This is a genomic window from Armatimonadota bacterium (genome assembly GCA_023511795.1).
Lineage (GTDB): Bacteria > Armatimonadota > UBA5829 > DTJY01 > DTJY01 > JAIMAU01.
In genome coordinates this window covers 146,265-170,896 of sequence record JAIMAU010000001.1, presented here as the reverse complement: position 1 = coordinate 170,896, position 24,632 = coordinate 146,265, and the positions used below count along the sequence as shown (strand labels likewise).

20 protein-coding genes and 1 other annotated feature are annotated in these 24,632 nt (G+C 46.6%); of the genes, 4 read left to right on the top strand and 16 right to left on the bottom strand.

Going from position 1 to position 24,632, the window contains the following annotated elements:
• Window positions 1–77 precede the first annotated feature (77 nt).
• The 15 genes from cimA to K6T99_00635 form a co-directional block, all read right to left on the bottom strand.
• Window positions 78–1,661 (bottom strand): citramalate synthase, encoded by a 1,584-nt coding sequence (gene cimA / locus K6T99_00705; GenBank protein ID MCL6518333.1) that lies wholly within the window; start codon window positions 1,659–1,661, stop codon window positions 78–80.
• A 22-nt stretch (window positions 1,662–1,683) separates the two neighbouring features.
• On the bottom strand, window positions 1,684–2,193 hold the full coding sequence (gene leuD / locus K6T99_00700) for a 3-isopropylmalate dehydratase small subunit (protein MCL6518332.1): 510 nt from the start codon (window positions 2,191–2,193) through the stop codon (window positions 1,684–1,686).
• Window positions 2,194–2,253: 60 nt separating this feature from the next.
• Window positions 2,254–3,516 (bottom strand): 3-isopropylmalate dehydratase large subunit, encoded by a 1,263-nt coding sequence (gene leuC / locus K6T99_00695; GenBank protein ID MCL6518331.1) that lies wholly within the window; start codon window positions 3,514–3,516, stop codon window positions 2,254–2,256.
• Between the two features lie 13 nt (window positions 3,517–3,529).
• Window positions 3,530–5,080, bottom strand: a complete 1,551-nt coding sequence (locus K6T99_00690; protein ID MCL6518330.1) for a 2-isopropylmalate synthase — start codon at window positions 5,078–5,080, stop codon at window positions 3,530–3,532.
• Between the two features lie 92 nt (window positions 5,081–5,172).
• Window positions 5,173–6,171, bottom strand: a complete 999-nt coding sequence (gene ilvC, locus K6T99_00685) for a ketol-acid reductoisomerase (GenBank protein ID MCL6518329.1) — start codon at window positions 6,169–6,171, stop codon at window positions 5,173–5,175.
• A gap of 102 nt (window positions 6,172–6,273) precedes the next feature.
• The gene (ilvN, locus tag K6T99_00680) at window positions 6,274–6,759 is read right to left on the bottom strand and encodes an acetolactate synthase small subunit (GenBank protein MCL6518328.1); all 486 of its coding nucleotides are present in this window, start codon (window positions 6,757–6,759) and stop codon (window positions 6,274–6,276) included.
• A 20-nt stretch (window positions 6,760–6,779) separates the two neighbouring features.
• Window positions 6,780–8,456 carry a biosynthetic-type acetolactate synthase large subunit gene (ilvB, locus tag K6T99_00675; GenBank protein ID MCL6518327.1) on the bottom strand — a complete coding sequence of 559 codons (1,677 nt, stop codon included), beginning with the start codon at window positions 8,454–8,456 and terminating at the stop codon, window positions 6,780–6,782.
• 16 nt (window positions 8,457–8,472) lie between these two features.
• A complete protein-coding gene (gene ilvD, locus K6T99_00670; GenBank protein ID MCL6518326.1) occupies window positions 8,473–10,134 on the bottom strand; it encodes a dihydroxy-acid dehydratase in 1,662 nt (553 codons plus the stop codon).
• A gap of 114 nt (window positions 10,135–10,248) precedes the next feature.
• Window positions 10,249–10,549: a binding site (T-box leader), on the bottom strand.
• A 125-nt stretch (window positions 10,550–10,674) separates the two neighbouring features.
• Window positions 10,675–11,931 carry an MFS transporter gene (locus K6T99_00665; GenBank protein MCL6518325.1) on the bottom strand — a complete coding sequence of 419 codons (1,257 nt, stop codon included), beginning with the start codon at window positions 11,929–11,931 and terminating at the stop codon, window positions 10,675–10,677.
• Window positions 11,932–12,052: 121 nt separating this feature from the next.
• A complete protein-coding gene (locus tag K6T99_00660; protein MCL6518324.1) occupies window positions 12,053–12,784 on the bottom strand; it encodes an NTP transferase domain-containing protein in 732 nt (243 codons plus the stop codon).
• An 88-nt stretch (window positions 12,785–12,872) separates the two neighbouring features.
• Window positions 12,873–13,808 (bottom strand): CPBP family intramembrane metalloprotease, encoded by a 936-nt coding sequence (locus K6T99_00655; protein MCL6518323.1) that lies wholly within the window; start codon window positions 13,806–13,808, stop codon window positions 12,873–12,875.
• Window positions 13,805–14,644: a hypothetical protein gene (locus K6T99_00650; GenBank protein MCL6518322.1), complete on the bottom strand. Its 840-nt coding sequence runs from the start codon at window positions 14,642–14,644 to the stop codon at window positions 13,805–13,807. The genes K6T99_00655 and K6T99_00650 overlap by 4 nt, the downstream gene beginning before the upstream one ends.
• The gene (gene rsmI / locus K6T99_00645; GenBank protein ID MCL6518321.1) at window positions 14,628–15,497 is read right to left on the bottom strand and encodes a 16S rRNA (cytidine(1402)-2'-O)-methyltransferase; all 870 of its coding nucleotides are present in this window, start codon (window positions 15,495–15,497) and stop codon (window positions 14,628–14,630) included. The genes K6T99_00650 and rsmI overlap by 17 nt, the downstream gene beginning before the upstream one ends.
• Window positions 15,498–15,596: 99 nt before the next feature.
• Window positions 15,597–17,198, bottom strand: a complete 1,602-nt coding sequence (locus tag K6T99_00640) for a peptidylprolyl isomerase (GenBank protein ID MCL6518320.1) — start codon at window positions 17,196–17,198, stop codon at window positions 15,597–15,599.
• Window positions 17,198–18,055, bottom strand: a complete 858-nt coding sequence (locus tag K6T99_00635; protein MCL6518319.1) for a sugar phosphate isomerase/epimerase — start codon at window positions 18,053–18,055, stop codon at window positions 17,198–17,200. Before K6T99_00635 ends, K6T99_00640 begins: the two co-directional genes overlap by 1 nt.
• Window positions 18,056–18,184: 129 nt before the next feature.
• Between K6T99_00635 and K6T99_00630 the strand changes: the two genes are divergently transcribed.
• From K6T99_00630 to K6T99_00620, 3 genes are all read left to right on the top strand, one after another.
• Window positions 18,185–18,907 (top strand): hypothetical protein, encoded by a 723-nt coding sequence (locus K6T99_00630; GenBank protein ID MCL6518318.1) that lies wholly within the window; start codon window positions 18,185–18,187, stop codon window positions 18,905–18,907.
• 86 nt (window positions 18,908–18,993) lie between these two features.
• Entirely contained in the window at window positions 18,994–19,638 is a 645-nt protein-coding gene (locus K6T99_00625; protein MCL6518317.1) for an ATPase, read from the top strand.
• Window positions 19,639–19,745: 107 nt separating this feature from the next.
• Complete coding sequence (locus K6T99_00620) at window positions 19,746–19,958, top strand: hypothetical protein (protein MCL6518316.1); 213 nt, start codon at window positions 19,746–19,748, stop codon at window positions 19,956–19,958.
• 133 nt (window positions 19,959–20,091) lie between these two features.
• Here K6T99_00620 and K6T99_00615 read toward each other — a convergent pair whose 3' ends face one another.
• Window positions 20,092–23,109: a DUF6259 domain-containing protein gene (locus K6T99_00615; protein MCL6518315.1), complete on the bottom strand. Its 3,018-nt coding sequence runs from the start codon at window positions 23,107–23,109 to the stop codon at window positions 20,092–20,094.
• 159 nt (window positions 23,110–23,268) lie between these two features.
• On the opposite strand from K6T99_00615, the gene K6T99_00610 reads away from it, so the two are divergent.
• Window positions 23,269–24,630 carry a tagaturonate epimerase family protein gene (locus tag K6T99_00610; protein MCL6518314.1) on the top strand — a complete coding sequence of 454 codons (1,362 nt, stop codon included), beginning with the start codon at window positions 23,269–23,271 and terminating at the stop codon, window positions 24,628–24,630.
• Window positions 24,631–24,632 lie beyond the last annotated feature (2 nt).

The following is a 24,632-nucleotide window of genomic DNA, read 5'->3' as shown; positions in this document are numbered from 1 at the left end:
ATATATTAAACGAACTAAGTGCCAGCCTAATACCTATCATAAGGCTGGCACTCGAGAAATTCCAAAAAGAGTTTCCTTTAATTGGATTTTTTTTGCATAAGTTTCAGCAAACCATATTCGACGCTATCAACCAACGCATGCCAGCTTGCTTCTATTATATTTGTAGAGACACCTACAGTGCTCCATGATGACGTGCCGTCGGTTGATTCAACAATGGCACGAACTCCTGCCGCCGTTGCCCGCTTTGCATCGAGCACACGGACCTTAAAGTCTGTAAGCTTGATATGTTTTAGCTCTTCGGGATAGAACTTTTCAAGGGCTTTGCGAAGGGCATTGTCCAATGCGTGAACCGGACCATCGCCTTCTGCAACTGTAAGCAATTCCTCGCCATTAACAGCTACCCTTAGAGTAGCCTCGGTTATGGGTTCTGGATCTGTCCCCCGCTGTTCAACAATTACACGGAAACTCTTTAAATCAAATAGCTTTTTATATGAACCCAGCGTCTTTTGAAGGAGCAACTCAAAAGATGCTTCTGCACCTTCAAATGAGTAGCCCTCATTCTCCAGCTCAACAATTTTTTTCAACACTTCGCGCGTCTCAGGCGATTTCTTCGTGAGATCAACCCCATATCTTTGAGCTTTATGGACGATATTGCTCGCGCCAGACAGCTCCGATATGAGCACCCTTCGCACATTACCCACTCTCTCTGGGTCAATATGTTCATACGTGCGAACATTCTTCATTATTGCATCTACGTGAACACCGGCTTTGTGAGCAAATGCACTTCGGCCAACGAAAGGCTGACGGTCGTTTGGTACAACGTTTGCAATCTCATAAACGTAGTTAGAAAGACTCGTTAGCTCGGCCAATGACGATTCTGGGATACACTCTATTCCTAGTTTAAGCTGTAGTATTGGGATAATTGAGCAAAGGTTGGCATTGCCACATCGTTCGCCAAAACCGTTGACAGTGCCTTGTACTTGCACGGAGCCATTCTGCACTGCAACAATTGTATTGGCAACCGCCATTTCTGAATCGTTGTGGGTATGAATACCAACTGGTATATTCACAGCACTGCAAGCAGCTCGAACACCGGCTATTATCTCGTCGGGCAACGAACCGCCATTTGTATCACAGAGCACTACGGCATCTGCATTGGCAGCTTCAGCAGCCTTTATCGTGTCTATAGCATAGCTTGGGTTAGCCTTAAATCCATCGAAGAAATGCTCAGCATCAAAGATGACTTCTTTTCCGTGATTTTTTAGAAATTGCACGGAATCTAGGATCATCTCGATGTTTTGGTCCAAGCCAACCTTTAGTGCGTCGGTGACATGAAGATCCCATGATTTGCCAAAAATTGTTACAACAGGGGTCTCGCTCTTAATGAGGCTAATAAGATTTGCATCCTCCTCAGGTCGAACATTCGCACGTCTGGTACTTCCGAAAGCAGCTAGCTTCGCCTGAGACAATGGCACAGATTTCATGCGCTCAAAAAACTCTTCATGCTTGGGATTTGATCCTGGCCAGCCTCCTTCGATGTAGTGGAAACCAGCCTCATCAAGCCGCAGGGCGATTTTAATCATATCCTCCACAGTGAGGGATATTCCTTCGCCCTGGGAACCATCTCGCAAAGTTGTATCGTAGATTAAGACTTTTGGCATAATACAGTCACCTCTGCCGCAATCAGCGGCACTTTTTTAGAGCTTTGACCCTTTCACGCGCATAGGGAATCAGGCCGCCTGCCAAAATTAGCTGTTGGATAAATTCGGGGAAAGGCCTTGCCTGAAATGCTTTGCAAGTCGTCAAGTTGACAATTTTACCTGTTGATGTTTCAACTTCTACTTCGTCGCCAGCAGAAATACCATCAACCGCTTCTGGGCATTCGAGTATTGGTAGCCCAATGTTAAATGAGTTCCGATAAAAGATTCTAGCGAATGTTTTTGCGATTACACAGGATATTCCCGAAGCTTTGATTGCTATTGGCGCATGTTCTCGAGACGAACCACAACCAAAATTTTCTTCAGCGACAATGATATCGCCTGGCTGCACTCTCTTCACGAAATCGGGGTCTATATCCTCCATGCAGTGCGCTGCTAACTCTGCAGGGTCAGACGTGACGAGGTAGCGCGCAGGGATAATGACATCCGTATCTACGTTGCTACCATATTTATGGACTTTGCCTCTGAAAATCATAATCTGCACTATCTCCATTTGCTCTTTAATATTTTTCAAAATCTAAATTCAGCACCAATCTCAATTGAGTTCTTCTGGACTTCCTATCCTGCCCAAAACAGCAGAGGCCGCCGCAATTGCAGGATTTGACAGATAAACTTCCGACTTGACGTGGCCCATCCTGCCTACGAAATTGCGGTTGGTTGTAGCAATTGCCCGCTCACCCTCTGCAAGGCATCCCATGTGCCCTCCAAGACAGGGGCCACACGTCGGCGTGCTTACGGCTGCACCAGCCTCAATAAATATATCAAAAAGCCCTTCACGCATTGCCTGTTGCCAAATTTCCTGAGTTGCAGGAATAATGATTAGCCGCACATCAGGATGGACCCTGCGTCCTTTTAAGACGCTTGCAGCGATTCGCAGGTCTTCGATGCGACCATTTGTACAAGAGCCAATTACTGCTTGGTCAATCCGTATGTCGCTTGCTTGACTTACGGGCCTTGTGTTTTCCGGAAGATGTGGAAATGCAACCTGAGGCTCAATTTCAGAGACGTCAATCTCGATTATTTCTTTATACAAGGCGTCAGAATCGCTTGCATAGACCTTCCAAGGACGTTTTGCACGCGGCTTTACATATTCAAGTGTAGTATCGTCAACATGCATTATGCCGTTTTTGCCGCCAGCTTCGATTGCCATGTTGCACATCGTGAAACGGTCAGCCATTGGCAGAAAAGAAATGGTTTCCCCTGTGAATTCCATCGAGCAGTAGAGCGCCCCGTCCACACCAATCTTACCAATTGTGTAGAGTATCAAGTCTTTTCCGCCAACCCACTTGTTTAATTTACCATAATAAACGAACTTGATGGTCTCCGGCACCCGGACCCAAGTTTCACCTAGTGCCATCGCTGCTGCTAGGTCTGTGCTTCCCACGCCGGTTGAAAAGAGCCCCAGCGCACCATATGTACATGTATGGGAATCAGCCCCGATAACGGCATCACCGGGTACTACAAGTCCTTCATCGGGAAGAAGTGTATGTTCGACGCCAACGCGACCAACTTCAAAAAAGTTTGTAATGCCATATTCATGGGCGAATTCTCGCATTTCTTTAACTTGCTGAGCGGCTTTCATATCCTTTGCTGGCGTGTAATGGTCTGGAACAAGGGCGATACGCTCTTTGTCGAACACGCAATCAACGCCAATCTGCTTGAATTCACGAATCGCTATTGGAGCAGTAATGTCGTTCCCAAGCATAAAATCCAACTTTATTGTAACTAGTTCGCCTGGTTCGACTTGATCCTTATCAGCATGAGCTGCGAGTATCTTTTGTGTTATTGTTTGGCCCATATTGTACCTCAATCTAAAGCACAGGCTTTTCACCTGCGCGGCTGTTGCCACGCTTTGCTTGATAATAGACTAGTTTGTTAATAGCCTGGATGTATGCCTTGGCGCTTGCTTCCACGATATCGAGGCTAGCACCTCTGCCTGTATAAACGTTCCTATCATCTGCTAACTTCACAGTAACTTCACCCAAAGCATCGGTGCCGCCTGTTACTGCTTTTACGATATAATCTTTTAGAGTGTGTGGAACTCTGATAATTTTGTCAATCGTTTTGTATACTGCGTCCACCGAACCAACACCAGTTCCACAGTCGCTCAGCTCGCCATTAGGCGTAGCGATTTTGATTGTAGCAGTGGGAATCCCCTCAAGGCTAGTCATCACAGTCATGTACGTCAGCTGATATGTTTCAGGAATAGCATGAACTTCGTCGGCGACTAAGGCTTCCAAATCCTCATCGAATATTTCCTTCTTTTTGTCGGCCACTTCTTTGAACCTTGCAAATGCCTTGTCAAGTTCTTCACGAGTAAGCTCGTAACCAAGCTCGCTAAGCCGCTTTTCAAATGCATGGCGCCCCGAATGTTTCCCAAGCACAAGCTTGCTCTCAGAAAGGCCTATATCCTCTGCGTCTATAATCTCATAGGTTCTTTTATCCTGGATTACGCCGTGCTGATGGATTCCCGCCTCATGCGCAAAAGCATTGCTTCCAACAATTGCCTTGTTTGCCTGAACCTGCAAACCAGTGACGTCGCTCACAAGCCTGCTAGCGCGGTAAATCTCTTTTGTGTTTACACCCGTTGTAACATCGAAGATGTCTTTGCGGGTATTAATTGCCATCACAACCTCCTCAAGTGCGGCATTACCCGCACGCTCGCCAATCCCATTTATCGTACACTCCACCTGGCCCGCACCTGCAAGCACCGCCGCCAATGAATTTGCAACTGCCAACCCAAGGTCGTTATGGCAATGGACGCTCAGTATGCATTTATTGATATTCGGCACCCTGTCTAGCAACGTCCTAATGATATTCGCGAACTCATGCGGCACAGCATAGCCGACTGTATCGGGAATGTTGACCACGGTGGCGCCAGCATCTATTACCGCCTCTACAACTTGACACAGATAGTCAATATCTGTCCTCGATGCATCTTCGGCAGAGAACTCCACATTTTCGCAGTAAGATTTGGCACGCTTGACTGCCTTTACAGCCAGGTCGAGAACCTCTTCTCTGGATTTCTTTAGTTTTCTCTCAAGATGAATATCAGACGTTGCAATGAAGGTATGTATATAGGGCTTATTGGAGTACCGAACTGCCTCCCACGTACGGTCAATATCGGCATCGTTCGCCCGACACAAACCGGCGATTGCTGGGCCTTTAATCTGCTGGGCAATCGTCTTGACTGCCTCAAAATCTCCTGGAGATGAGATGGGGAACCCCGCCTCAATTACATCTACATTCAGGCGGGCAAGTTGCTTTGCCACCTCCAATTTTTCCTCGATATTCATGCTTGCTCCGGGCGATTGTTCGCCGTCTCTGAGCGTGGTATCAAATATAAGTATTCTCCTGCTCATAAGAATGCCCCCGAAAGAAACAAGCTACAAGTATCAAGCAGCTACAAAAGACATTAACGAAAGGCTTTAATATGCTTGCTACTTGTTGCGCTTTACCGCTTCTTTTTCAAATACGGCATCATTTCGCGAAGGCGTGCACCTACCTCTTCAATCATATGCTCTTTTGCCATCCTCCGAGCCGCATTGAAAACTGGTCGGTTGGCTGCATTTTCAAGTATCCATTCCTTTGCGAATTCGCCTCTTTGGATTTCGCCTAGAATGCGCTTCATTTCAGCACGCGTATTTTCATTGATTATCCGCGGCCCGCGAGTATAGTCGCCATATTCTGCGGTATTGCTGATTGAATATCTCATCCAGCTGATACCGCCTTCGTACATAAGATCTACGATAAGCTTCAACTCATGCAAACACTCGAAGTACGCAATTTCCGGTTGGTAACCTGCCTCAACTAGCGTCTCGAAACCAGCAATAACAAGGGATGTCGCCCCGCCACACAGCACAGCTTGCTCGCCAAAGAGGTCTGTTTCAGTTTCTTCCTTAAAGGTGGTCTCTAGGACGCCTACCCTCGTCGCACCGATTCCTTTTGCATATGCCAGCGCTATCTCTTTTGCCTTGCCAGAAGCATCTTGTTGCACAGCAATTAGAGCTGGGACGCCTGCGCCTTCGGTATATTGCCGACGCACAAGATGACCTGGGCCTTTGGGCGCAACCATTATCACATCAACGTTCGCCGGTGGAACTATCTGCCCAAAATGAATATTAAAACCATGCGAAAATAATAGGGCTTTACCCTCAGTAAGGTTCATCTCAACTTCGCTCTTGTAAACCTTTGGCTGAACCTCGTCCTCTGTAAGGATTTGGATGATGCTTGCTTCCGATGAAGCTTCCGCCGCCGATACTGGTTTGAAACCATCCTCAATCGCCTTTTCCCAATTTGGCGTGCCAGGAAGGTCGCTGACGATTACATCAACGCCGCTATCTCTTAGATTTTGCGCCTGGGCATGGCCCTGACTCCCATAGCCAATGATTGCAACCTTTCGCCCCTTCAACACATCGAGATTAGCATCCTGATCATAATAAACTTTTGCCATTGTTTACCTCCCGCTTTTTTATCTAAGCCCAAGAACTTTATAAGAAAAAGCTACCTTTCGAGAAAAGATTTCCTCGAATGCTACTTATTATCTTCGCTATGCTTATGGAGTTTTGGCACCGCGCATCATGGCGATGCGGCCAGTGCGGACGACTTCCTTAATTCCATAGCTCTCAAGAAGCTTTTCAATTGCGTTAATCTTATCAACGCTGCCTGTGACTTCCACTGTGAACGTTTTTTCGCTAACATCGATAATTTTAGCGCGAAAAATGTCTACAATCTGCATAATCTCCGAGCGTACGCCAGCATCGGCGTTGACTTTAATCAATGCAAGCTCTCGTTCCACAATTGGAATTCCCTTATAATCGACAACCTTGATTACGTCAATTAGCTTGTTGAGCTGTTTTGTAATCTGTTCGAGCACTGCATCGTCTCCACCAACCACGATTGTCATTCGAGACACCGAAGGGTCCTCGGTTATACTAACGGCTAGTGACTCGATATTGAACCCCCTGCGGGCAAATAGCCCCGCAACCCGAGCTAGAACACCAGGTTTGTTTTCAACTAAAGCTGTTATCGTATGTTGCATTTCTAATTGTCCCTCCGAACTTACTTTGGTCGTCGAACCATCATTTCCTCGATGCTCTGCCCAGCAGGGATCATTGGAAAGACGTTTTCTTCGCGCTCGATATGGAAGTCCATAATCACAGGCACATTGTCGTATTCCAGTGATTTTTTAAGAGCATCAACAACTTGCTCCTTTTTCTCAATGCGCATGCCAACCGCACCATACGCCTCTGCAAGTTTTACAAAGTCCGGCTGAGCAGCGATATCCACTCCTGCATAGCGACGGTTCCAGAACAGCTCCTGCCACTGCCGCACCATGCCGAGATACTGGTTATTTAAGATAGCCACCTTCACGGCAATTTTATTTTCCACAGCCACAATTAGCTCTTGTAAGGTCATTTGGAAGCTGCCGTCGCCATCAATTACAAATACAATATCATTGGGTCGCCCAACCTTCGCTCCGATTCCTGCTGGGAAACCAAAACCCATAGTTCCAAGACCGCCAGATGATAGGAATTGACGCGGGTATTTACACTTATAAAACTGGGCGGCCCACATCTGATGCTGGCCAACGCCTGTCGCAACTACCGCCTCACCGTTTGTGACTTCCCAAATTTTCTCAATCACATACTGCGGAAGCAAACCGTTCTCACTGTAATGGAGCGGATATTCAGCCTTCCACTTCATAACTTGTTCATTCCAACTAGTTGGCTTGCGGGGCTCAACATATTTAAGCAAGTCCTGGAGAACAAGCTTGCAGTCGCCGACAATTGGCACATCCACATGCACTGTTTTGCCAATCTCGGCTGGGTCAATGTCTATATGGATGACTTTCGCTTTTTGGGCAAAAGCATCCAGTTTGCCTGTAACACGATCATCAAACCGAGCGCCGATGGCAATCAGCAAATCACAATGCGCTACGGCATAGTTCGCATAAGCCGTTCCATGCATTCCCAGCATGCCAAGCGAGTTTGGATGGGTCTCGGGGAACGCTCCTTTGCCTAGAAGTGTAGTTGTCACCAAAATACTAGTGCGCTCGCTCAGCTCCAAAAGTTCAGGACTGGCACCTGAGGAAATCACACCCCCGCCGGCGTATATCACTGGACGCTCAGCAGATGCTATTAGCTTTGCCGCCTTTTTAATTTGAAGTGGATGACCCACAGTGTTCGGCTTGTATGATGGGATGTCAACATTGGTTACAGGTTTGTAGTCAATCACACCTAAAGATACATCCATAGGCATGTCTATAAGCACAGGGCCAGGACGACCTGTGCGAGCGATATGAAACGCTTCCGCCACAATCTCTGGCACATCTTTGCTATTTTTCACGAGGAAGTTGTGCTTAGTAATCGGCATGGTGATTCCGGTGATATCGGCTTCTTGGAAGGAATCCTTACCAAGCGCCGTTGTTCTCACCTGCCCAGTGATTGCGACTATGGGAATCGAATCCATATATGCAGTAGCAATTCCTGTTACTAGATTTGTTGCTCCTGGGCCAGATGTCGCACAACAAACTCCTACTTTTCCGGTCGCACGAGCATAACCATCAGCCGCATGGGCTGCGCCCTGCTCGTGCCTTACAAGTATATGTCGAATATCCTTGCAGTCGTACAGGCAGTCGTATATAGGAAGCATGACGCCTCCTGGAAAACCAAATATAACCTCAACACCTTCGCGTCTTAAGGATTCCAATAATGCCTGTGCTCCTGTTATCTTCAAACTACATTCCTCCGTCCTATTTTACGATCGCTCCAGTGCCGGCAGATGTAACACATCGTGCATATCGAGCGAGATATCCTTCTTTCACTTTTGGCTCAGGGGCAGTCCATGATGCACGCCTCTTTGCCAGCTCTTCGTCGGATAGCCTAACATTGATTGTTTTAGCTGGGATGTCTATATCAATGATGTCGCCATCCTTTAACAACGCGATATTGCCGCCCTCGGCAGCTTCGGGCGAGATGTGGCCAATAGAGCACCCTTTCGATGCACCAGAGAATCGCCCGTCAGTTATGAGCGCCATCTCTGTCTCAAGTCCCATGCCTACAACAGCAGCTGTTGGGAAAAGCATTTCGCGCATTCCTGGTCCACCTTTCGGCCCTTCATATCGAACCACAATAACGGAGCCTTTAGGGAGCTTGCCACTAAGAATTGCTGAAGTCGCCGCGTCCTCTGAATCGAAAACAACTGCTGGGCCGGAGAATTTAAGCACTTCAGGCGCAACAGCGGACTGCTTTACAACCGCACCATCCTGGGCAATATTGCCTCGCAGGATGGCTAAACCTCCTTCTGCGTGATATGGACTTGCGACAGAACGTATTACGTCAGGCCGTAGGATTTCACGCTTACTTATATTTTCTCGGACAGTTTTGCCAGTCGCCGTTATGTTATCTGGCGATGGAAGCAAGCCATTTTTAAGGAGTTCATTCATAACCGCAGGTATCCCGCCAGCTTGGTCCAAGTCTTCCAGATGGTGCTTCCCTGCAGGGCTGAGACTACAGAGGTGCGGTGTTCGTGCACTCAGCTTATTGAAATCATCAAGATCGAGTTTAACGCGGGCCTCATTGGCAATCGCAAGCACGTGGAGCACGGTGTTTGTCGAACAACCAAGTGCCATATCAACTGCAATTGCATTCTCGAACGCACCTTTTGTCATAATATCCCTAGGCTTGATTTGCTTCTCAAGGAGGTTCATAATTGCCATGCCTGCCTGCTTCGCCAAGCGAATGCGTGCAGAAGCAACTGCCGGTATCGTGCCGTTCCCTGGAAGCCCCATCCCAAGAGCTTCTGTCAGACAGTTCATTGAGTTTGCCGTGAACATTCCAGCACATGAACCACAGCCAGGGCAAGCAACCTCTTCAATTTGTGCCAGCTCCTCCTCCGTCATTTTGCCGCTTGCAACTGCGCCTACACCTTCCATAACCTTTGTGAAAGATATCGCCTCTCCCTTATAGAAGCCCGCAAGCATTGGTCCGCCACTTATTACTATCGCAGGAATATTCAAACGTGCAGCTGCCATTAGCATTCCCGGTATAATCTTGTCGCAGTTTGGAATGAGTACAAGTGCATCCAAACCATGCGCAATTGTCATTGATTCTACCGAGTCTGCAATAAGCTCTCTGCTTGCCAGGGAGTATTTCATCCCTTCGTGTCCCATCGCAATCCCGTCGCAGATTCCTATCATGCCGAACTCGAGCGGAGTTCCGCCTGCCATTCGGATTCCAGCCTTGACAGCCTCTGCAATTTTATCCAGATGGATATGGCCAGGTACAATTTCGTTTGCTGAGTTTACAACTCCAATAAGCGGCCTTGCCATTTCCTCCTTTGTCAATCCGTCGGCATAAAATAGCATTCTGTGGGGAGCACGCTCCAACCCCTTTTTCACGGCATCGCTTCTCACGCTTGTCACCTCTTAAAATTTCTATCTGTTGCTTTTATATAGATTGTCATTAAAAACTTGGCAAACTCAAGTGAAATACAACTTGGTTTAAATTTGCACAAACGCCTCTCGGCCCAAAGGGACGAGAGGCTAACTCTCACGCGGTACCACCCTGGTTTGACCAAAGCGCTTCTAAAATTGAAGGTGAAGCTACTTGGCCCGCTCTTAGCAGGATAACGGCCGCCAACCGTGAGAACTTACTTGGCCCGGCGGGCAAAATGGAAGAACGTTCGACTCATTTCTTCCATTCGACCCATACGGTTTTCGGCTCTCATGCTCCGAGGTGAGATTCGACAGACGCCCGCGTTGCCTCGCACCATCCGGCAACTCTCTGAAACGGCCCTATTCTGTCTACTAGCCTCTTCAACGCATTTGCAAAATGTAGTTGTCTGAGCATAATAACACATTACAAAAATAGAGTCAAGTTTTCCATACTTAAATTTGCCTTAAAACATTTAAGACAGCGTTCAGTTGGTGGGGGTTATTATAGTAAGCACAAAATTATGTTGGAATTGGGTGAACTTTGCGCTGCCTAATTAGCGCAAAAATAATAGCTGCGGCAATGAGATGCATAAAGCCGGCGGCGATAAAAATTGGCATGTAACTTCCAAAATCTACAATTTTGCCAACAAGTATCATAACAACTCCGCCAGCAAGAATTCCCAGGGTTCCCGAGATGCCGTATGCTGATGCCACCATTCGTTTTGGGAAAAGGTCGCCAGGCAGAGTAAGTACGCTTGCCGCCCAACTCTGGTGCGCAAATGGTGGTATGGACACAAACAAAAGCGCCCATTTCCAGCTTTCGACAAACACGGCAGGAATTACCATCGGCATCAGCGCCGCGCTAAGGAGGAGAGCAACTTTCCGAGCGGTGAGTACTGGCCAACCCCGCTTGATAAAGTAAGCCGAGATCCCACCACCTACAATGCTTCCCACGTCCGCGGCAAAAAATGGTATCCAGACAAACATTGCGATTTGCTTTATGTCAAAACCCCGTTCAGCCTTGAAATATTTTGGAAGCCACATAGTAAAAAAGAGCCACACGGGGTCAGTCAGAGTCCTAGCCGCGATAAGCGCCCAAAGTTCCCTTCGAGAAAGCACCTCTTTCCAAATTCCGCGCTGCACGACGTCTTCTACCTTTTCCTCTGCCTGTCCGCTTCTTATATACGCCAGCTCCTCTTTTGTAAGGAAGCGGTTCTTTTCAGGCTGTTGATACAGGAGAAGCCAAAAAAACAGCCAAACAAAGCCAATTAAACCTGTCGCAATAAATGCGGCTCTCCAGCCGAAAGCAATGATAAGTGTTCCGATCAGCGGCGGAGCAATTGCCGCGCCTAATCCTGCGCCAAGATTGAAGATGCCTGTTGCAACCGCTCGCTCCTTAGGAGGGAACCATTCTGCAACAGCTTTTGCTGCGCCGGGGAAGTTGCCTGCTTCTCCTATTCCTAACAGCGCTCTCAAAAAAGCAAACGAAGATACACTGCCTGCAAATGCATGAGCAATATTTGCCAAGGACCACCACGCAACCGCAACTGCCATTCCCCGCCTGGTTGTGAGCAAGTCTATGATTCTGCCCATAAAGGGGTGCATAATTCCGTAGGCTATCAAGAAGGCAAAAGTGATATACCCATAGTCTGTGTTGCTCATATGGAAATGGCGGTCGAGTTCAACTTGTGCTACAGAAAGCGACTGGCGGTCCAAATAGCTGATTGTTGTTACAAGCATTAGCATTCCGGCAATATGCCAGCGCAGGTACTTCATGGGAGAACCTCCAAATGCCGGTTAAACGATTAAGCAGGCTTAGAATACAAGACTCATAGGTTAAGAGTCAAGAGGGGAACCGATGATTGGCAGCAGACAGCGCAGAAAATACCACCAAAATTTAAGTTTTCCCTTTTTCCTTGAGTGCTTTTTCTGCCCAGAATTTGTTAGTGCGATACAAGCTTTCAAAGGTGCCAGCGTCGCTCCAAAAACCTTCAAGCTCAACCCAATCCAGCTGGCCAGCTTTTATGTATAAATTGTTTACATCTGTAATTTCAAGCTCGCCGCGGGCCGAGGGCTTACATTCTCGGATGAATTCAAAGACCTGACTGTCATAGATGTACAACCCCGTAACGGCAAAATCGGACTTTGGTTTTTTTGGCTTTTCCTCGATTGCAATAATCCTGCCGCCCTCGCCAAAAACTGGGACACCAAAGCGCTCAGGGTCGGGTACTCGCTTTAGGAATATTCGCGCACCCTGTTTAAATGACCTTACTGCCGGGCCAATATCTGCATCGGTTGTATTGTCTCCAAGAATTACAGTTATGCTTCCGCCGTCGGCAAAATCTTCACACAACGAAAGCGCCTCCGCAATACCGCCTTCCTTAGCTTGGTATGCATATTCAAGGTGTCTTAATCCAAGCTGTTCGCCATTTTGTAGCACGCTAAGGAAGTCACCTGCATGAGGCCCGCCTGTGACTACCATCACTTCTGTTATGCCCGCTTTGACAAGCGTTTGGATTGGATAAAAAATCATTGGCTTATCAAAGACAGGCAGCAAATGTTTATTAGTTGCATATGTAAGTGGATAAAGGCGCGTACCAAGGCCGCCGGCGAGAACTACACCTTTCATGGATAACTAGCCACCCCCTGAGAGTTGGTCACAAGCCAGGGCAATTATAGCAACCCTCGAGGAATGGTGTCAAATGCCATAATTTACATTACGGCCGTGCTTTTTCTGATTTCTGGGTGAACCATCGAATGGCAACAGCCGAGGGTACCAGGGCTATGAAAGAAAGAAGCCCGGCCTCGGGGCCGAAGTCTCCGCCTAACCACAGGGTATTCGCCGTTCTTATCTGCTCAATCCAACTATCGAACTCAACCCCACTAACTGGGAAGCCGAACACAGGGCCTAGGAAAAAATTCCAGCCGAAATGGAATCCTATTGGGAGCCACAAGCGACCTGTTGCCAAATATCCATAACCAAGAACAATACCTGCCGCCATTGTGCCCAAAAAACCAGGCATAGTGGCTCCAGGATTAAGAAAATGAAGCATTGAGAAGAACACCGAGCTTATAATAAGAGCTGAAAACGCGCCATAGCCCCATTTAAGGGTTCGAAGCACATATCCTCGAACCATTGTTTCCTCGAAAATCGCAATTGAAACCATCAGCAGGATGGTGAGCAAAATGGTGGACAAAATTTTGGCAGGAGGCTTTTCGAAAATAAAGCCTGTTACTCTTACCCAACCCATGATGTACGAAATAATAAATATAAAGCTGGTCGCGAGAGCACCTATGGAAATACCCAATAACAACTCCCTTGCCCATTTTTCTCTAAAGTTGAAGCCAAGTGCTTCTGGAGGCAACTTATCAACGAATAAGACAAAGCCAAATGATATAAGTAGAACAGCATACGTCGCTGAGATGTAATAGATAGTCACAGGAGGCAAGTTGCTCTGAAAATCAAAGGTATCCGTGACTCTTATTTTGAAAGCAAAAATAAAAGGGGCAATAGCAAAACCCACCAGTACTAAGCCCACTCCAACTGTGAACAGATATAACATTAACCTTACTATGGGCTCAAATACATATCTCGGAGGACGTTCCTCAATTCTACCTTCGATTTCGCTTGCAGGCAATTCAGTTTCGCTCATGGTTTGCACACCTTACAAGGCACATATCCTTCGTTTATTGCTTCTTCCCGCGTTTTGAAATACGTACGGTTTTTCTCTGCCGGAAGATATCGACAGTCTTGTCGATGAAATTTCAGGCTCCGCTTGTTTCCAACATAGTTTCCAAAATTCTCTGTTTCATTCGGCTTTGCTAAAAGCGTACACCATGTGGAGGCTAAGCTATTTGCAGCCAATGAGAATATTCTAGAACCTACCTCCTCCGATGCATCCGATTTCCCATTCTCAGCCTTTGATAGCTTCTTCAGCTCTTCATTTGCTTTTTGCGCAATCTGGACTGCAAAACTAGATGGATTATCAACATTTCGACTTCCTTCTGACTTTGCATCGATGGAGGAGCTCATTGTATCGAGTTTCTTTTCGAACTCAATGTGCTTTGGACTTTTAAACGCAACCTCGTCAGAGTGATAGGGCTGAGACAATGCTATAATACACTCAGCAAGCTTCCCCAAGACCGCCACCTGAGCAGAGATAGGTTTCCCCTCGCCTATACTTTTCCTAGCCTGACGAAAAGTCTCAGCGAATGTATCAGGCGCAGAGCCTTCCTTTTTGGAAACGAAGTACGATAACTCAGAAGATGACTGCTCATCCTTGGTATATTTCGGCTTAGCATTCGAGATTATATCTTTTTCGATAGGTTTGAGTTTCGAGCTTATATCCTGCGGCAGAAATTCGATTGCCTTTTTGATTACCACCTGCGTGAAATCTGTTTGCTTACCCGTCTCAACCGCCGCACAATGTATAGCGGCTAGTACAATTAATAATGCCACGAATAGAAATAGTTTAGTTTTGATCACCATTTAGCTCCTTTTTTACCTGAATCATCCGTCGGTATATTTCTTTTTTGGGAAGAGGGAACTTTAGCGCCAATTCCCTTACTGCATCACGTTCAGACATACCTTCGGCAAGAAGGCGTCTTAATTCCTCCTCCACTTTCCCAGCCTCGCCTGTTTGTCCCTCGGCGCAACCGGCGACAACAATCGTTATTTCGCCTTTTGCTTTTACCTCAGTAAACCTTGCAATTGCAGAGCTAATTGTTCCGCGATGCACCTCTTCGAACTTTTTAGTTGCTTCGCGGACAACCGCGATGCGGCGGTCGCCGAAAACGTCAAGCATTTCCTTTAAAGTTGGTAGCAGCCGGTTTGGAGATTCGTAGAAGACCATTGTTCTTCGTTCATCTTTGAGGGATGTAAAAAATGTTCGGCGTTCGCCTGACTTCCTGGGAGGGAAACCATCGAAAGCAAACCTTCTAGTTGGCAGTCCGGAAACTACAAGGGCAGTGATTATTGCATTTGGTCCTGGAATAGCAACCACTGGAACTTCGTTCTTAATAGCTAGATTGATTATTTCGTAACCTGGGTCAGAGATACCAGGCGTTCCTGCATCTGAAACAAGGGCGATGTTCTTGCCTTCCTTAAGAAGTTCCGTCAATCTTTCTGCTTTTTTCCCGAGGCTATGCTGATGGTAGGGAGTAGTGGGAGTATCTATGCCATAACGACTGAGGAGCTTTTGGGTTACTCTTGTATTTTCTGCTGCTATAAGGTCAACTTCCTTGAGAATAGCGAGTGCGCGAAGGGTAATGTCCGCAAGGTTTCCGATTGGAGTGGCAACCACATAAAGTGTCCCGGGCGACTGCTTGCTATTTTGCTCCATTTGGCTTGTCCACCTTTTGACTTAAAAGGGGGCCGCCGAATATTACGATTTTGGAGACCCCCGACTTTGAAGACCCTTTTATTTAAAAGAGACAGCTTGTTACCTTCCAGCCGGAATTTCGCCCCCCGACACGGGTATCGTTTGTCCGGCTTGCGGCTGTGCCAGTTCCTTATTCTCGCTCAGCCACTTTTGTTCTTTAGCAACGAGATCTGCTCTCTTTATTTTTTTATAAAGCTCAATCAACTGCTCGTGCATACTGTAATCGTCATACGCATTTTCGGATGCAATTTCCAGATGTTCGACAGCTTTGTTTGGTTGGCCAGCGTCAATATATAGTTTACCCAAAGACAAACGGATATCGGTAGACTCAGTATAATTCAAAGCATCTTCGAGTGCTTCAATCGTTTGAGTTTTATACTTCTTTATTTCCTCGGGATTGGATGTAAAATTCCTAAGCGCGGTAAGGAGCTGAGCGATTTGCACATAACATCTCGCTTTGATATCCGTTCTGTCTCCTGCAGAAGCAACCGCAGTTCTGTATTCCTTAATCGCAGTCTCAATTTTGCTCTTCTGCTCGGCAGGATTGGCCTGTCCAAATGACATCATTACTGCCTGTGCAATCGTATAGCCTCTTAGCTCGGGATCGTTGATTGTGATTTGGGCTTTTTTCCGAAGGTCAGCATAGTATAAGTACTCCGCTTTGTTTTGCTCCTGCTGGACGAACATGCGGCGGTATTCAGCCATTTTCTTGGGGTCCTTTAAATCTGCTGGCATGCTGCTTCTTCTGCCTTCCACCTTAATTATCACATACTCGCCGCCCGTTTTTATTGGGTCGGAAACTGCGCCCTCTCCCAACTTAAACGCCACGTCGCCTACTTCCCTAGGAAGCATCTGTTTTGACACCCATCCGACGTCGCCACCAGCGGTTTTGTAATAGTCTTGGGAGTTCGCCTTGGCAAGCGCCGCAAAGTCCCCACCAGCTCGAAGTTTTGCAACCAAGTCTCGAGCCAATTGCTCTGCCTGGACCTGAGAGCGGCCGGAAGCAGATATCGTTATTTGCCTAAGTTTCACTTGCTCAAAGCTTTGGCGCAGTGCACGGTCGCTAGTATCAACTTTCTCCCGAATCTTCTTGGACAGTTTGTCCATCAAAAGGTAATTGCGCACAGTTTTTGGATCGATTGACTTACGAATTTCTGCCCTCAGCTTCTTAATGCTCATGGACGGATCGCGTTTTCGAAGTTCCTGCTCAAACGCTTCATCGGTTTGTTTTGTTCTCCTTCCGCTGAGCAAGGAACTTTTAATTTGTTGTAACCGCTGTTCTACAATCTGGTCTATTTGCCGGTTTACTTCGCCTCGAGAAACTTTAATATGCTCTTTTTTCGCAGCCTGCAATTTCAGCATTTCATCTACCATAGTATCAAATACCTGGCCGCGAATCTGGGATTCCTCGATGGCGCTTACTGGGCGAGTCTCCTGAATTGGGTCTATTTGTGCCCTTACTCGCATTTCGTATGCCTGTCTATCCAGTTTCTCCCCATTAACCGTTGCTACAACACCAGAAAGTACGCTATCAGTTCTCTCAGGAACTCTGCCGCCGGGTATGCTAATCGCAGCAAATCCGACTGCAAAGACTATAGCCATCACCCACATTATATACTTGGAATAGCCATGGAATTTCTTACGCATGCGAACTAATGACATTAGCTTCCTCCACAAAAATCTGCCACCACACGCTTGAGGTACTCCAAGCATTCCCTGGAGCCCTCCTCGGCTGAACCGCTGGCAGGACGATAATGAGTCTCGAGGGATATATATCCCTTGTAGTTATCATCTTTTAAGGCTTTGAATTGCCCATAATAATCAATCTCGCCCGTTCCCATCACAACAAATTTTGGCTTGCCATTTAGTTTAACGGCATCCTTAACGTGAATGTGAACAATATAAGGCTTAATTGCCTCATAACCATTGGGATAGGGAATCTCACCTGCGCAAAATGCATTGCCTGGGTCCCAAACAGCTTGGAGAGCAGGTGACCCCACAGCTTTGATTACGCGAGCTACTTCTTCGCCGGTTCCCAAAAAGCACGAATGTTCATTTTCCAAAGCAAGGATTACTCCAAGCTTTTGCGCGCTCTCTGCGGCGTTGCCCAATTCTTGGATTATCTGATCTTCTATTTCTTTGGTAAGCTCGCCGCGCCGCCAAAAAGAAAATACGCGAATTAGTTTCGTGCCAAAAAAGTGCGCAAGCTCCGCGCAGTGGTTCAGCAGCGCCATTTGATCTGCGATTGAGCGCTCTTTTGCCAAGTGTGTGGGTCCCGTAGCTTCGGCTGAGGTCTCCCAAAGGTCGCATTTAAAAAGCGGCGAGGCAATACAGCACACCGACATGCCTTTGTCGTCGAGAATCCTTTTCGCTTTCTCGACTTGGTCTTTTGAAAGGTCGACTATATTTACATCCCACAGCCCCCGAAGCTCTGCGCTTTGGACGCCGTATTCTTGAAGCACAGCAAGGGCGTGGTCAAAATCCTGCGAAATCTCGTCTGTAATTGCCGTTAGTTTCACCCATACCCCCTGACACTAAGATCTTCACAATCATAGGAGAACAGCCATCTTTTGTCAAGCCGTATACATTCTTGGTGGTAAGATTCTGGACACCAGGGATTGTTTATGATATTCTGAATTGAAAGTCAAATGGCAAAGTCAATGCTAATTGGATATTGGGGATGTCCACCAAGGGAAGTCATTGCCCAGGCATCGCGAAAACATCCATATGATGAATTTATCGATCTCGACGTTGACCTTGGCGCTCCGCCGAGCCATTTGGTGCCGGACGCATACTGCCAAATCATTACCAATATAGTAGACAACGCACTCCATCTCCGCGACCGCCTGCGTTTTATTATCGCGGCCGTTGGTGAAGATAAATGCGACGGCGGAAGGTTCGCAGCGCTAATGCTAAAGGACTTGGGCTTTACAATCTTTGAAGTGCGAAACCCAAACATGGAACGCAGACCAATTACAATTGCCACATCGGGTCTTCCTTTACGTGAGAAAGTCAATAGAATCATGGACTCAGTTTGCAAGCCAAATCGCAGGGTCTTTTCGCCGGTAAAGCCAACGCATGGTTTTTGGGGGGTGCCACCCCATGATATGCGGTTGCTGGACCTATTTCCCAATACAACACACGTCTACGGGTGGACACGTTGCGTAGAAGCCGGTGTACCCGCTGATCTCGACTTAGAAATGCAAGTTGACCCGGGCGTTCCTACTGTATTTTTCGCCCAAACATTTTGTGCGAAGACCATGCTTGCACGCTACCTAGCCGAAAAATACAACGGACTCTATATTGACTGTGACGGTCCAATGACCAACAGCGTGGTAGCTCAGATAACTGCTTTCATTCGACTAGGATAAAATTACCAGATTATTTAAATTAGAGATAAAGCTCTCTTAAGCACCTCGACATGGTAGTTAATGCCCAATCCATTTGAGAAAGAAACATGCCAACGCTGATAGCTGATTGTGGAAGCTCGTGGAGTAAAATAAAAAACCTCGAAGAAGGCAAAATCGTTATCAAACCAACCTCGCAAATACTGAAGAATCCGCGACTGCGTTTTGCTGTTGCCACAGGACATCTGGGGCGTGAGCGTGCTGATAGATATGAAAACGAAATAATCGCTTTAGCCCAAGGTAGCCTTAAGCTTATACCAGAAGAAAATTTTACGGTTGTTGATATTGGTTCGAGAGACACAAAGTTCGTGCGCTTCAATGGTCGAAAGCTCAGGAAAATGGATTGGAATCAAGCCTGTGGTGCGAGCACCGGCTTTACCCTTGAACTTTTGGCAAAGTACTATGATTTAGACTTCAATACCTTGCCGGCAAGTGACAAGAAGATTCCTGTGACTTGTGGCATATTTGCTATCGAGCAAATATTCGATACCATAATTAGAGGTGGGTCGCCAGAAGATGCACTTGCCCAATTCATCCATGGCATCGCCTTCAACGTATACAACTTCGCTCAGCGTCCGGAAAAACTCTATGTTTCAGGCGGCCTATGCGCAAATAACTGTTTCCTCAACAGCCTTGGCAAGTATTGCGAAGTAGTTCCTCTTGGCAGGCACGTTCTTTTGGAAGGGCTGTACTAGAAGTTTATTTATCTGAAGAACCCCTTACTTTCATTTAACCACGTTTATTTGTACCAGCCACTGGGTATTCAAAACATCAAAACTTCCCAACAAAGGAGGAAACAACGATGGCATATGGCGAAGCATCCATGAGCATGGAAAACCCTAACGAGGGCAGAGTCATGACATGCACGGCTAGGGACTGCATGTGGAATGAAAACTCTACCTGCACCGCTGACAATGGGATAATGGTCAACTTCCACCAAGATCACGCCGATTGTACTACTTACTCACAGAATAAGCACGTTCCAAGTCAGAGCCCAGGGGCGGCTCAGTTCTAAATCCAAAGGGGCGGGAACTTCTACCCGCCCCTTTCATTAAACTCAATCACTATCCGCTAGCTTCCTAAAGTTTCAAACATTCTTTCGCATATTGCACCAGCCAAAGTTCTTGCACGACTAGTCAACCCAAGAATCAATAAATCGCTTCTGTTTCGACTTCGAAATCCCGTCCAACTACGCGAACCTTTTTGTCACCAAACGCGCGGTACAGACGTATCCTGCTAGACCTTGCGATTGGTTCTCCGTCCAAGCTTGCCGCGGTGACCATAGTATGCGTAGAGAACTTGACGCCCCCATATTCCTCCGCATGGAAAGCAACAAATGTGGGACTTTCGACCAAAAAGCCATATTGGGGAAGTACCGTGTTTCCAATCCTGTAAGGTTCGCTACCGTAATTAACGGTAATCGTTACATTTCCAAATTGACTCTTTTCTACCTTGCGGTCTGGCGTAAGAAACTCATGTTTTGTCATTGGCACGTGGGCAGTTATCCGATTTAATGGCGAAAGCACCTCGTAAGTATTTTTGATAAATCTATCTACTGCATTAAGATGCGCCGCCCAACCGCTTTGTTGTGAGAAACAGTGCGTATTAATCCTTGCCTTTGGGTTTCGTTCAAAAGTAATTCTGCCCGAAGACAAACTTACCCTGCCGATATTATAGCGTAAGTTTCCACTCTCATTACCGAGCAACGATACTCTTCCAGTTTCATCCCAAAGGCCAATCAAAATGTCAAACGATCCTTCTTTTCCCACAGGTATTTCTACTAAATATGGACCATCAATAACGGTCTCCCCCAGTTTCCATGAAGTTGGGCGCACAGGAAGTTTATGGTCATTTTGGAAAGCAATACCCTCTGCCTGTCCCGCCTCGAAGTTACAAAAATGAACAAAGCAATTATAATCTCGTTTTGGCGTAGCCTTTACTTCCCAAGCATATGTAATTTCGAACTTTCGAGGGCCAATCTGCTTTAATTCATGCACAAAAGGTTTTGCTATGCCGACGGCTGGTATTCCAGATTTAAAATAGAGATGTGAGCCAAAATCATATATCGGCATTTCGGCATAAAGAATGTGGTCTAGGATGTACGTTGGACGACCGGGAGTCGCTCGGTCGCCCTGATGGGTGTAAAGGTTTATGCAATCTCCATAAACCATTTCAAATAAGGGAATTACAATCTCACTCTCATTACTATGCGTCTTATGGCTCATAAGACCTTCGAAATAGTCCGCACATGGAACCGCCCACTCCTGGCCCTCTTCGCTTCCAAATAAGCCAAACATCTCACGTGCATACTCAGAAAGCTTGCGTTTCCAGTACATATCGTCTATCAGCGTCAAGGGATGTCTGGGGTCCGAACATTCCAACAGTGGTGCGGCAAACGTCGTATCAATGAAATAAATGGTTGGCTCAAATAACTTCTTTACGGCCGGGAGATTCTGATCGCGTTTAGCCAACTCAATTGCCTTTTTTGAACATGTTATATATGCCTGACCGCCAGCCCAAACTCCACCTTTTCGCACTGACCCATCGGGATTGCGAAGCAAATAGCTTTCATCCCACGAGGGGGAGTCTAGGTACATGTCCTGATAGTTGTCGTGAAGGCCAAATAGAAACCCAAGATTTCTAACTTTTCTCGCACACTCAGACAGACCTTTGTTCCCGCCGCATTCTGGAGCCGCCGGCAATATATCCGGGTGCTGGTTATCATAACCCCTCCGAATCCATCCGGCGAGAACAAACATCGCCCTGTCTATCCCGAGGTCATTTTTAAGGTGCTCAGCAATCTGTGCTGCCTCATCAAAAGTATATTGAACATTGACCACTTCCTTATCTGTGTGATTCCATCTGGTTTTTGGCATGACTCTAGAAAGCACAAAGGGCTTAAAGTCTGCAGCACCCAACATTGCCTCAACCTGAGAATTTGCTGTGATTTTTTCTTTCCACGTTCGGAGGAGCCCCCTATCTCTGGCAACCCTTCTATATGCTTTCGCAATCTCGGCATAGCCGCCACGGCCTAAGACTTCAATTGTAAAGGAGTTTGCTGTCTTGCGAAGCGTTAGCGATGCCGATACCATGCCGTGCGCAGGCACCGTTGGTATATCTGGCCAAGTGCGTTCTGTTTCCAGAATTACATAAGGATCATCCCAGTGAACGAGGATTGCTGAGTCGTTCTTGACGACACCAAACATCGCCATGGAATAAGATTTATAGTTGCTGTAAGCCGTGTAGACATTTCTAGAAGGCAGTCCCTCGCCGGCTGGAAACATGATGCCTAGACGATGGGAAATTGCTAAATACCCCTTCTCAGCATCAGTTGCCCATAAGCCTCGGTCAAGCAACCTCACACTTTCAACCTTCCAACTTGTCTCTTGGGCGAAATAGCGGAACTCCACACCTCCTCTTTTCGTCAACCGGAATTCAAAATTTAATACCGGCGGATCGCCTTCGAGGTCTGGTATATATTGGAGACGGATACATTTACTGTCGCTCCCACCAATTGCAGTTAGCGAATCGATAAGAAAAACAACCGAATTATTACCTTTCTTAAACTCAACTTCACCCAAACAAGCTTTCTCTGGATTCGAATACCAAGACTCCTTTGTAGCCTTGTCCTTAATAAACCATGCCCCGTTCCGCATGGATATTGTGAATGCTAGCTTATCATTTTCTAAAGTCAATGGATATTCAACGTGGCCCGCAAGTGCATTCTGCCTTCGGAGCATCTCTTCGGTGCTCATAATAGGAGGCTTGTAATTCTTGGCAGAAGCATTCTTTGAAACAATTATCTCGCCGACATACTGATCACAAAACCTTTGACCATTTGAAGCTTCCGAATCATACACTCCAGCATGAACATAGTATGTACCTTCCTTGGCATTCGAAGGAACGTTCAAAATACAAGGGCCATCAGTTATCGTGCGGTCAGGCTTCCATGCGGTTGTGGAAGTTGACGGGAAATGATCAGACTGCGATATGATTGCGTCACAAGACTTTTGCGATTCCAGGTGCAAAAAGACCTGGTAATTAGCACTAGCTGATGCGGTACCTGTGTTTCGGAACTTGAGTGTAACAGATACCTGCCCGCCAGGCTGCACCTCTCTAGGAATTATGTTAGCTTCGATGCACGTGGGCTTGAATGCTGAGTCCATTTTCGCCTCCTGGGCATATGCAGTTATGGTAAAGATTAACGTTAATAATAGCGTTGCTCGCATTGGCAAACCTCCAATTGTAGATTATACATTAGCGGATGGTATCCTTTCATGCGATGCTACCAGCGTGCTATACTTAAGTAGTTAGGAGGCTAAAAAGTGGCAGATTTTTTGAGGGCAAAAGGCCTGTTTATCTACCCGAAGTCAATCAGACGTCTTGACAGTGGCAATGAAATTTTCGTAGCACGCCGAGAAAACGAAAAATTAGTTGGCATCACCAAAGGAAATGACTTTCAAATACTTCCACTTTCATGGGAAAATTACAAGAAATTGAGATCAATGTTGCCGCTCGCCCCAACACCGTGTGAAAAGAAAACATCCTTCGGAACAGGCGACCGACTCGGCATGGTTTCAGCCACCCACTTGAGCGTACTTTCTAAATATGATGTTTTCCCCGTTATTGCTCAGCAATCACCACGGGAACTTGCCAAAACTAGCCGCAACTTTAAGGATGTTTTACTCAAAGCAGTCCTCGGCGTGCTGGAATCGGGTTACACAGGCAAATGGGGAGCAGATGCAGACCATATAAAAGACGAACAACAGCTTTTAGAAGCAATAGATGCAGGTTACAGCATGTATACACTGGATATCAGCGATTGGCTAGATTATCCACCTAGACGAACACCCGCCGAACTTTCACCTTTGAGTCGAAAGATTGTTGCAAACTCCTTTAATCTACCGCCCATCTGCACGGCATACAAAATTGATAATGAACGCCTTATAGATTCTGCTTTAATTTACGAGCATGCTCTTAACCTTGTAAAACATTTTCATAGAATCATCAAGAAAAACATCGCAAATTTCGACCTTGAAATTTCAATTGATGAATGCCCAAGAGACACTACGCCAGAGGACCACTACTTCGTGGCTGAATTTTTACATCTAAGCGGCGTCGAGTTCACTAGTCTCGCGCCCAAATTTCCAGGGCGTTTTCAGAAAGGTGTGGATTTCGGGGGAGACCTAGCAGAGCTCGCTACCTCACTACACATACACGCAACCCTCTGCCGCTCCCTCGGGGGGTACCGTCTAAGCCTACACTCTGGAAGCGATAAGTTTAGTGTTTATCCACTCCTCAGCGAAACCACAGATGGGGCTTTCCACATAAAGACATCTGGAACCAGCTGGCTACAAGCGGTGAAGGTAATCTCTGAGGTAAATTTGCCGCTCTTCCGGGAGCTTTATATGTTGTGTTTAGAAAACCTAGAGGAAAGCAAGAAAGCATATCAAGTTTCTGTTGAGCTGAAGTATTTTCCCAAAGAATTACCTAATGATATCCGAACGTTTTTGCAGCAGCCAGACGTCCGTCAGCTTTTTCATATCTCCTATGGAGCATTATTAGACCAAAAGCGAGAAGAAATATACAAAACGCTTTTTACGCATGAAGAAAAACACTACTCAGAAGTAGCCGAACATATAGAAAGACATCTGAAGACACTGAAAATAAAGGTTTCAGAGTCCTGACG

Coding starts and splice junctions, on each gene's coding strand:
- cimA (MCL6518333.1), bottom strand. CDS start 1,661: ATGCCAAAAGTCTTAATCTACGATACAACTTTGCGAGATGGTTCCCAG.
- leuD (MCL6518332.1), bottom strand. CDS start 2,193: ATGATTTTCAGAGGCAAAGTCCATAAATATGGTAGCAACGTAGATACG.
- leuC (MCL6518331.1), bottom strand. CDS start 3,516: ATGGGCCAAACAATAACACAAAAGATACTCGCAGCTCATGCTGATAAG.
- K6T99_00690 (MCL6518330.1), bottom strand. CDS start 5,080: ATGAGCAGGAGAATACTTATATTTGATACCACGCTCAGAGACGGCGAA.
- ilvC (MCL6518329.1), bottom strand. CDS start 6,171: ATGGCAAAAGTTTATTATGATCAGGATGCTAATCTCGATGTGTTGAAG.
- ilvN (MCL6518328.1), bottom strand. CDS start 6,759: ATGCAACATACGATAACAGCTTTAGTTGAAAACAAACCTGGTGTTCTA.
- K6T99_00665 (MCL6518325.1), bottom strand. CDS start 11,931: ATGAAGTACCTGCGCTGGCATATTGCCGGAATGCTAATGCTTGTAACA.
- K6T99_00660 (MCL6518324.1), bottom strand. CDS start 12,784: ATGAAAGGTGTAGTTCTCGCCGGCGGCCTTGGTACGCGCCTTTATCCA.
- K6T99_00655 (MCL6518323.1), bottom strand. CDS start 13,808: ATGAGCGAAACTGAATTGCCTGCAAGCGAAATCGAAGGTAGAATTGAG.
- K6T99_00650 (MCL6518322.1), bottom strand. CDS start 14,644: ATGGTGATCAAAACTAAACTATTTCTATTCGTGGCATTATTAATTGTA.
- rsmI (MCL6518321.1), bottom strand. CDS start 15,497: ATGGAGCAAAATAGCAAGCAGTCGCCCGGGACACTTTATGTGGTTGCC.
- K6T99_00640 (MCL6518320.1), bottom strand. CDS start 17,198: ATGTCATTAGTTCGCATGCGTAAGAAATTCCATGGCTATTCCAAGTAT.
- K6T99_00630 (MCL6518318.1), top strand. CDS start 18,185: ATGGCAAAGTCAATGCTAATTGGATATTGGGGATGTCCACCAAGGGAA.
- K6T99_00625 (MCL6518317.1), top strand. CDS start 18,994: ATGCCAACGCTGATAGCTGATTGTGGAAGCTCGTGGAGTAAAATAAAA.
- K6T99_00620 (MCL6518316.1), top strand. CDS start 19,746: ATGGCATATGGCGAAGCATCCATGAGCATGGAAAACCCTAACGAGGGC.
- K6T99_00615 (MCL6518315.1), bottom strand. CDS start 23,109: ATGGACTCAGCATTCAAGCCCACGTGCATCGAAGCTAACATAATTCCT.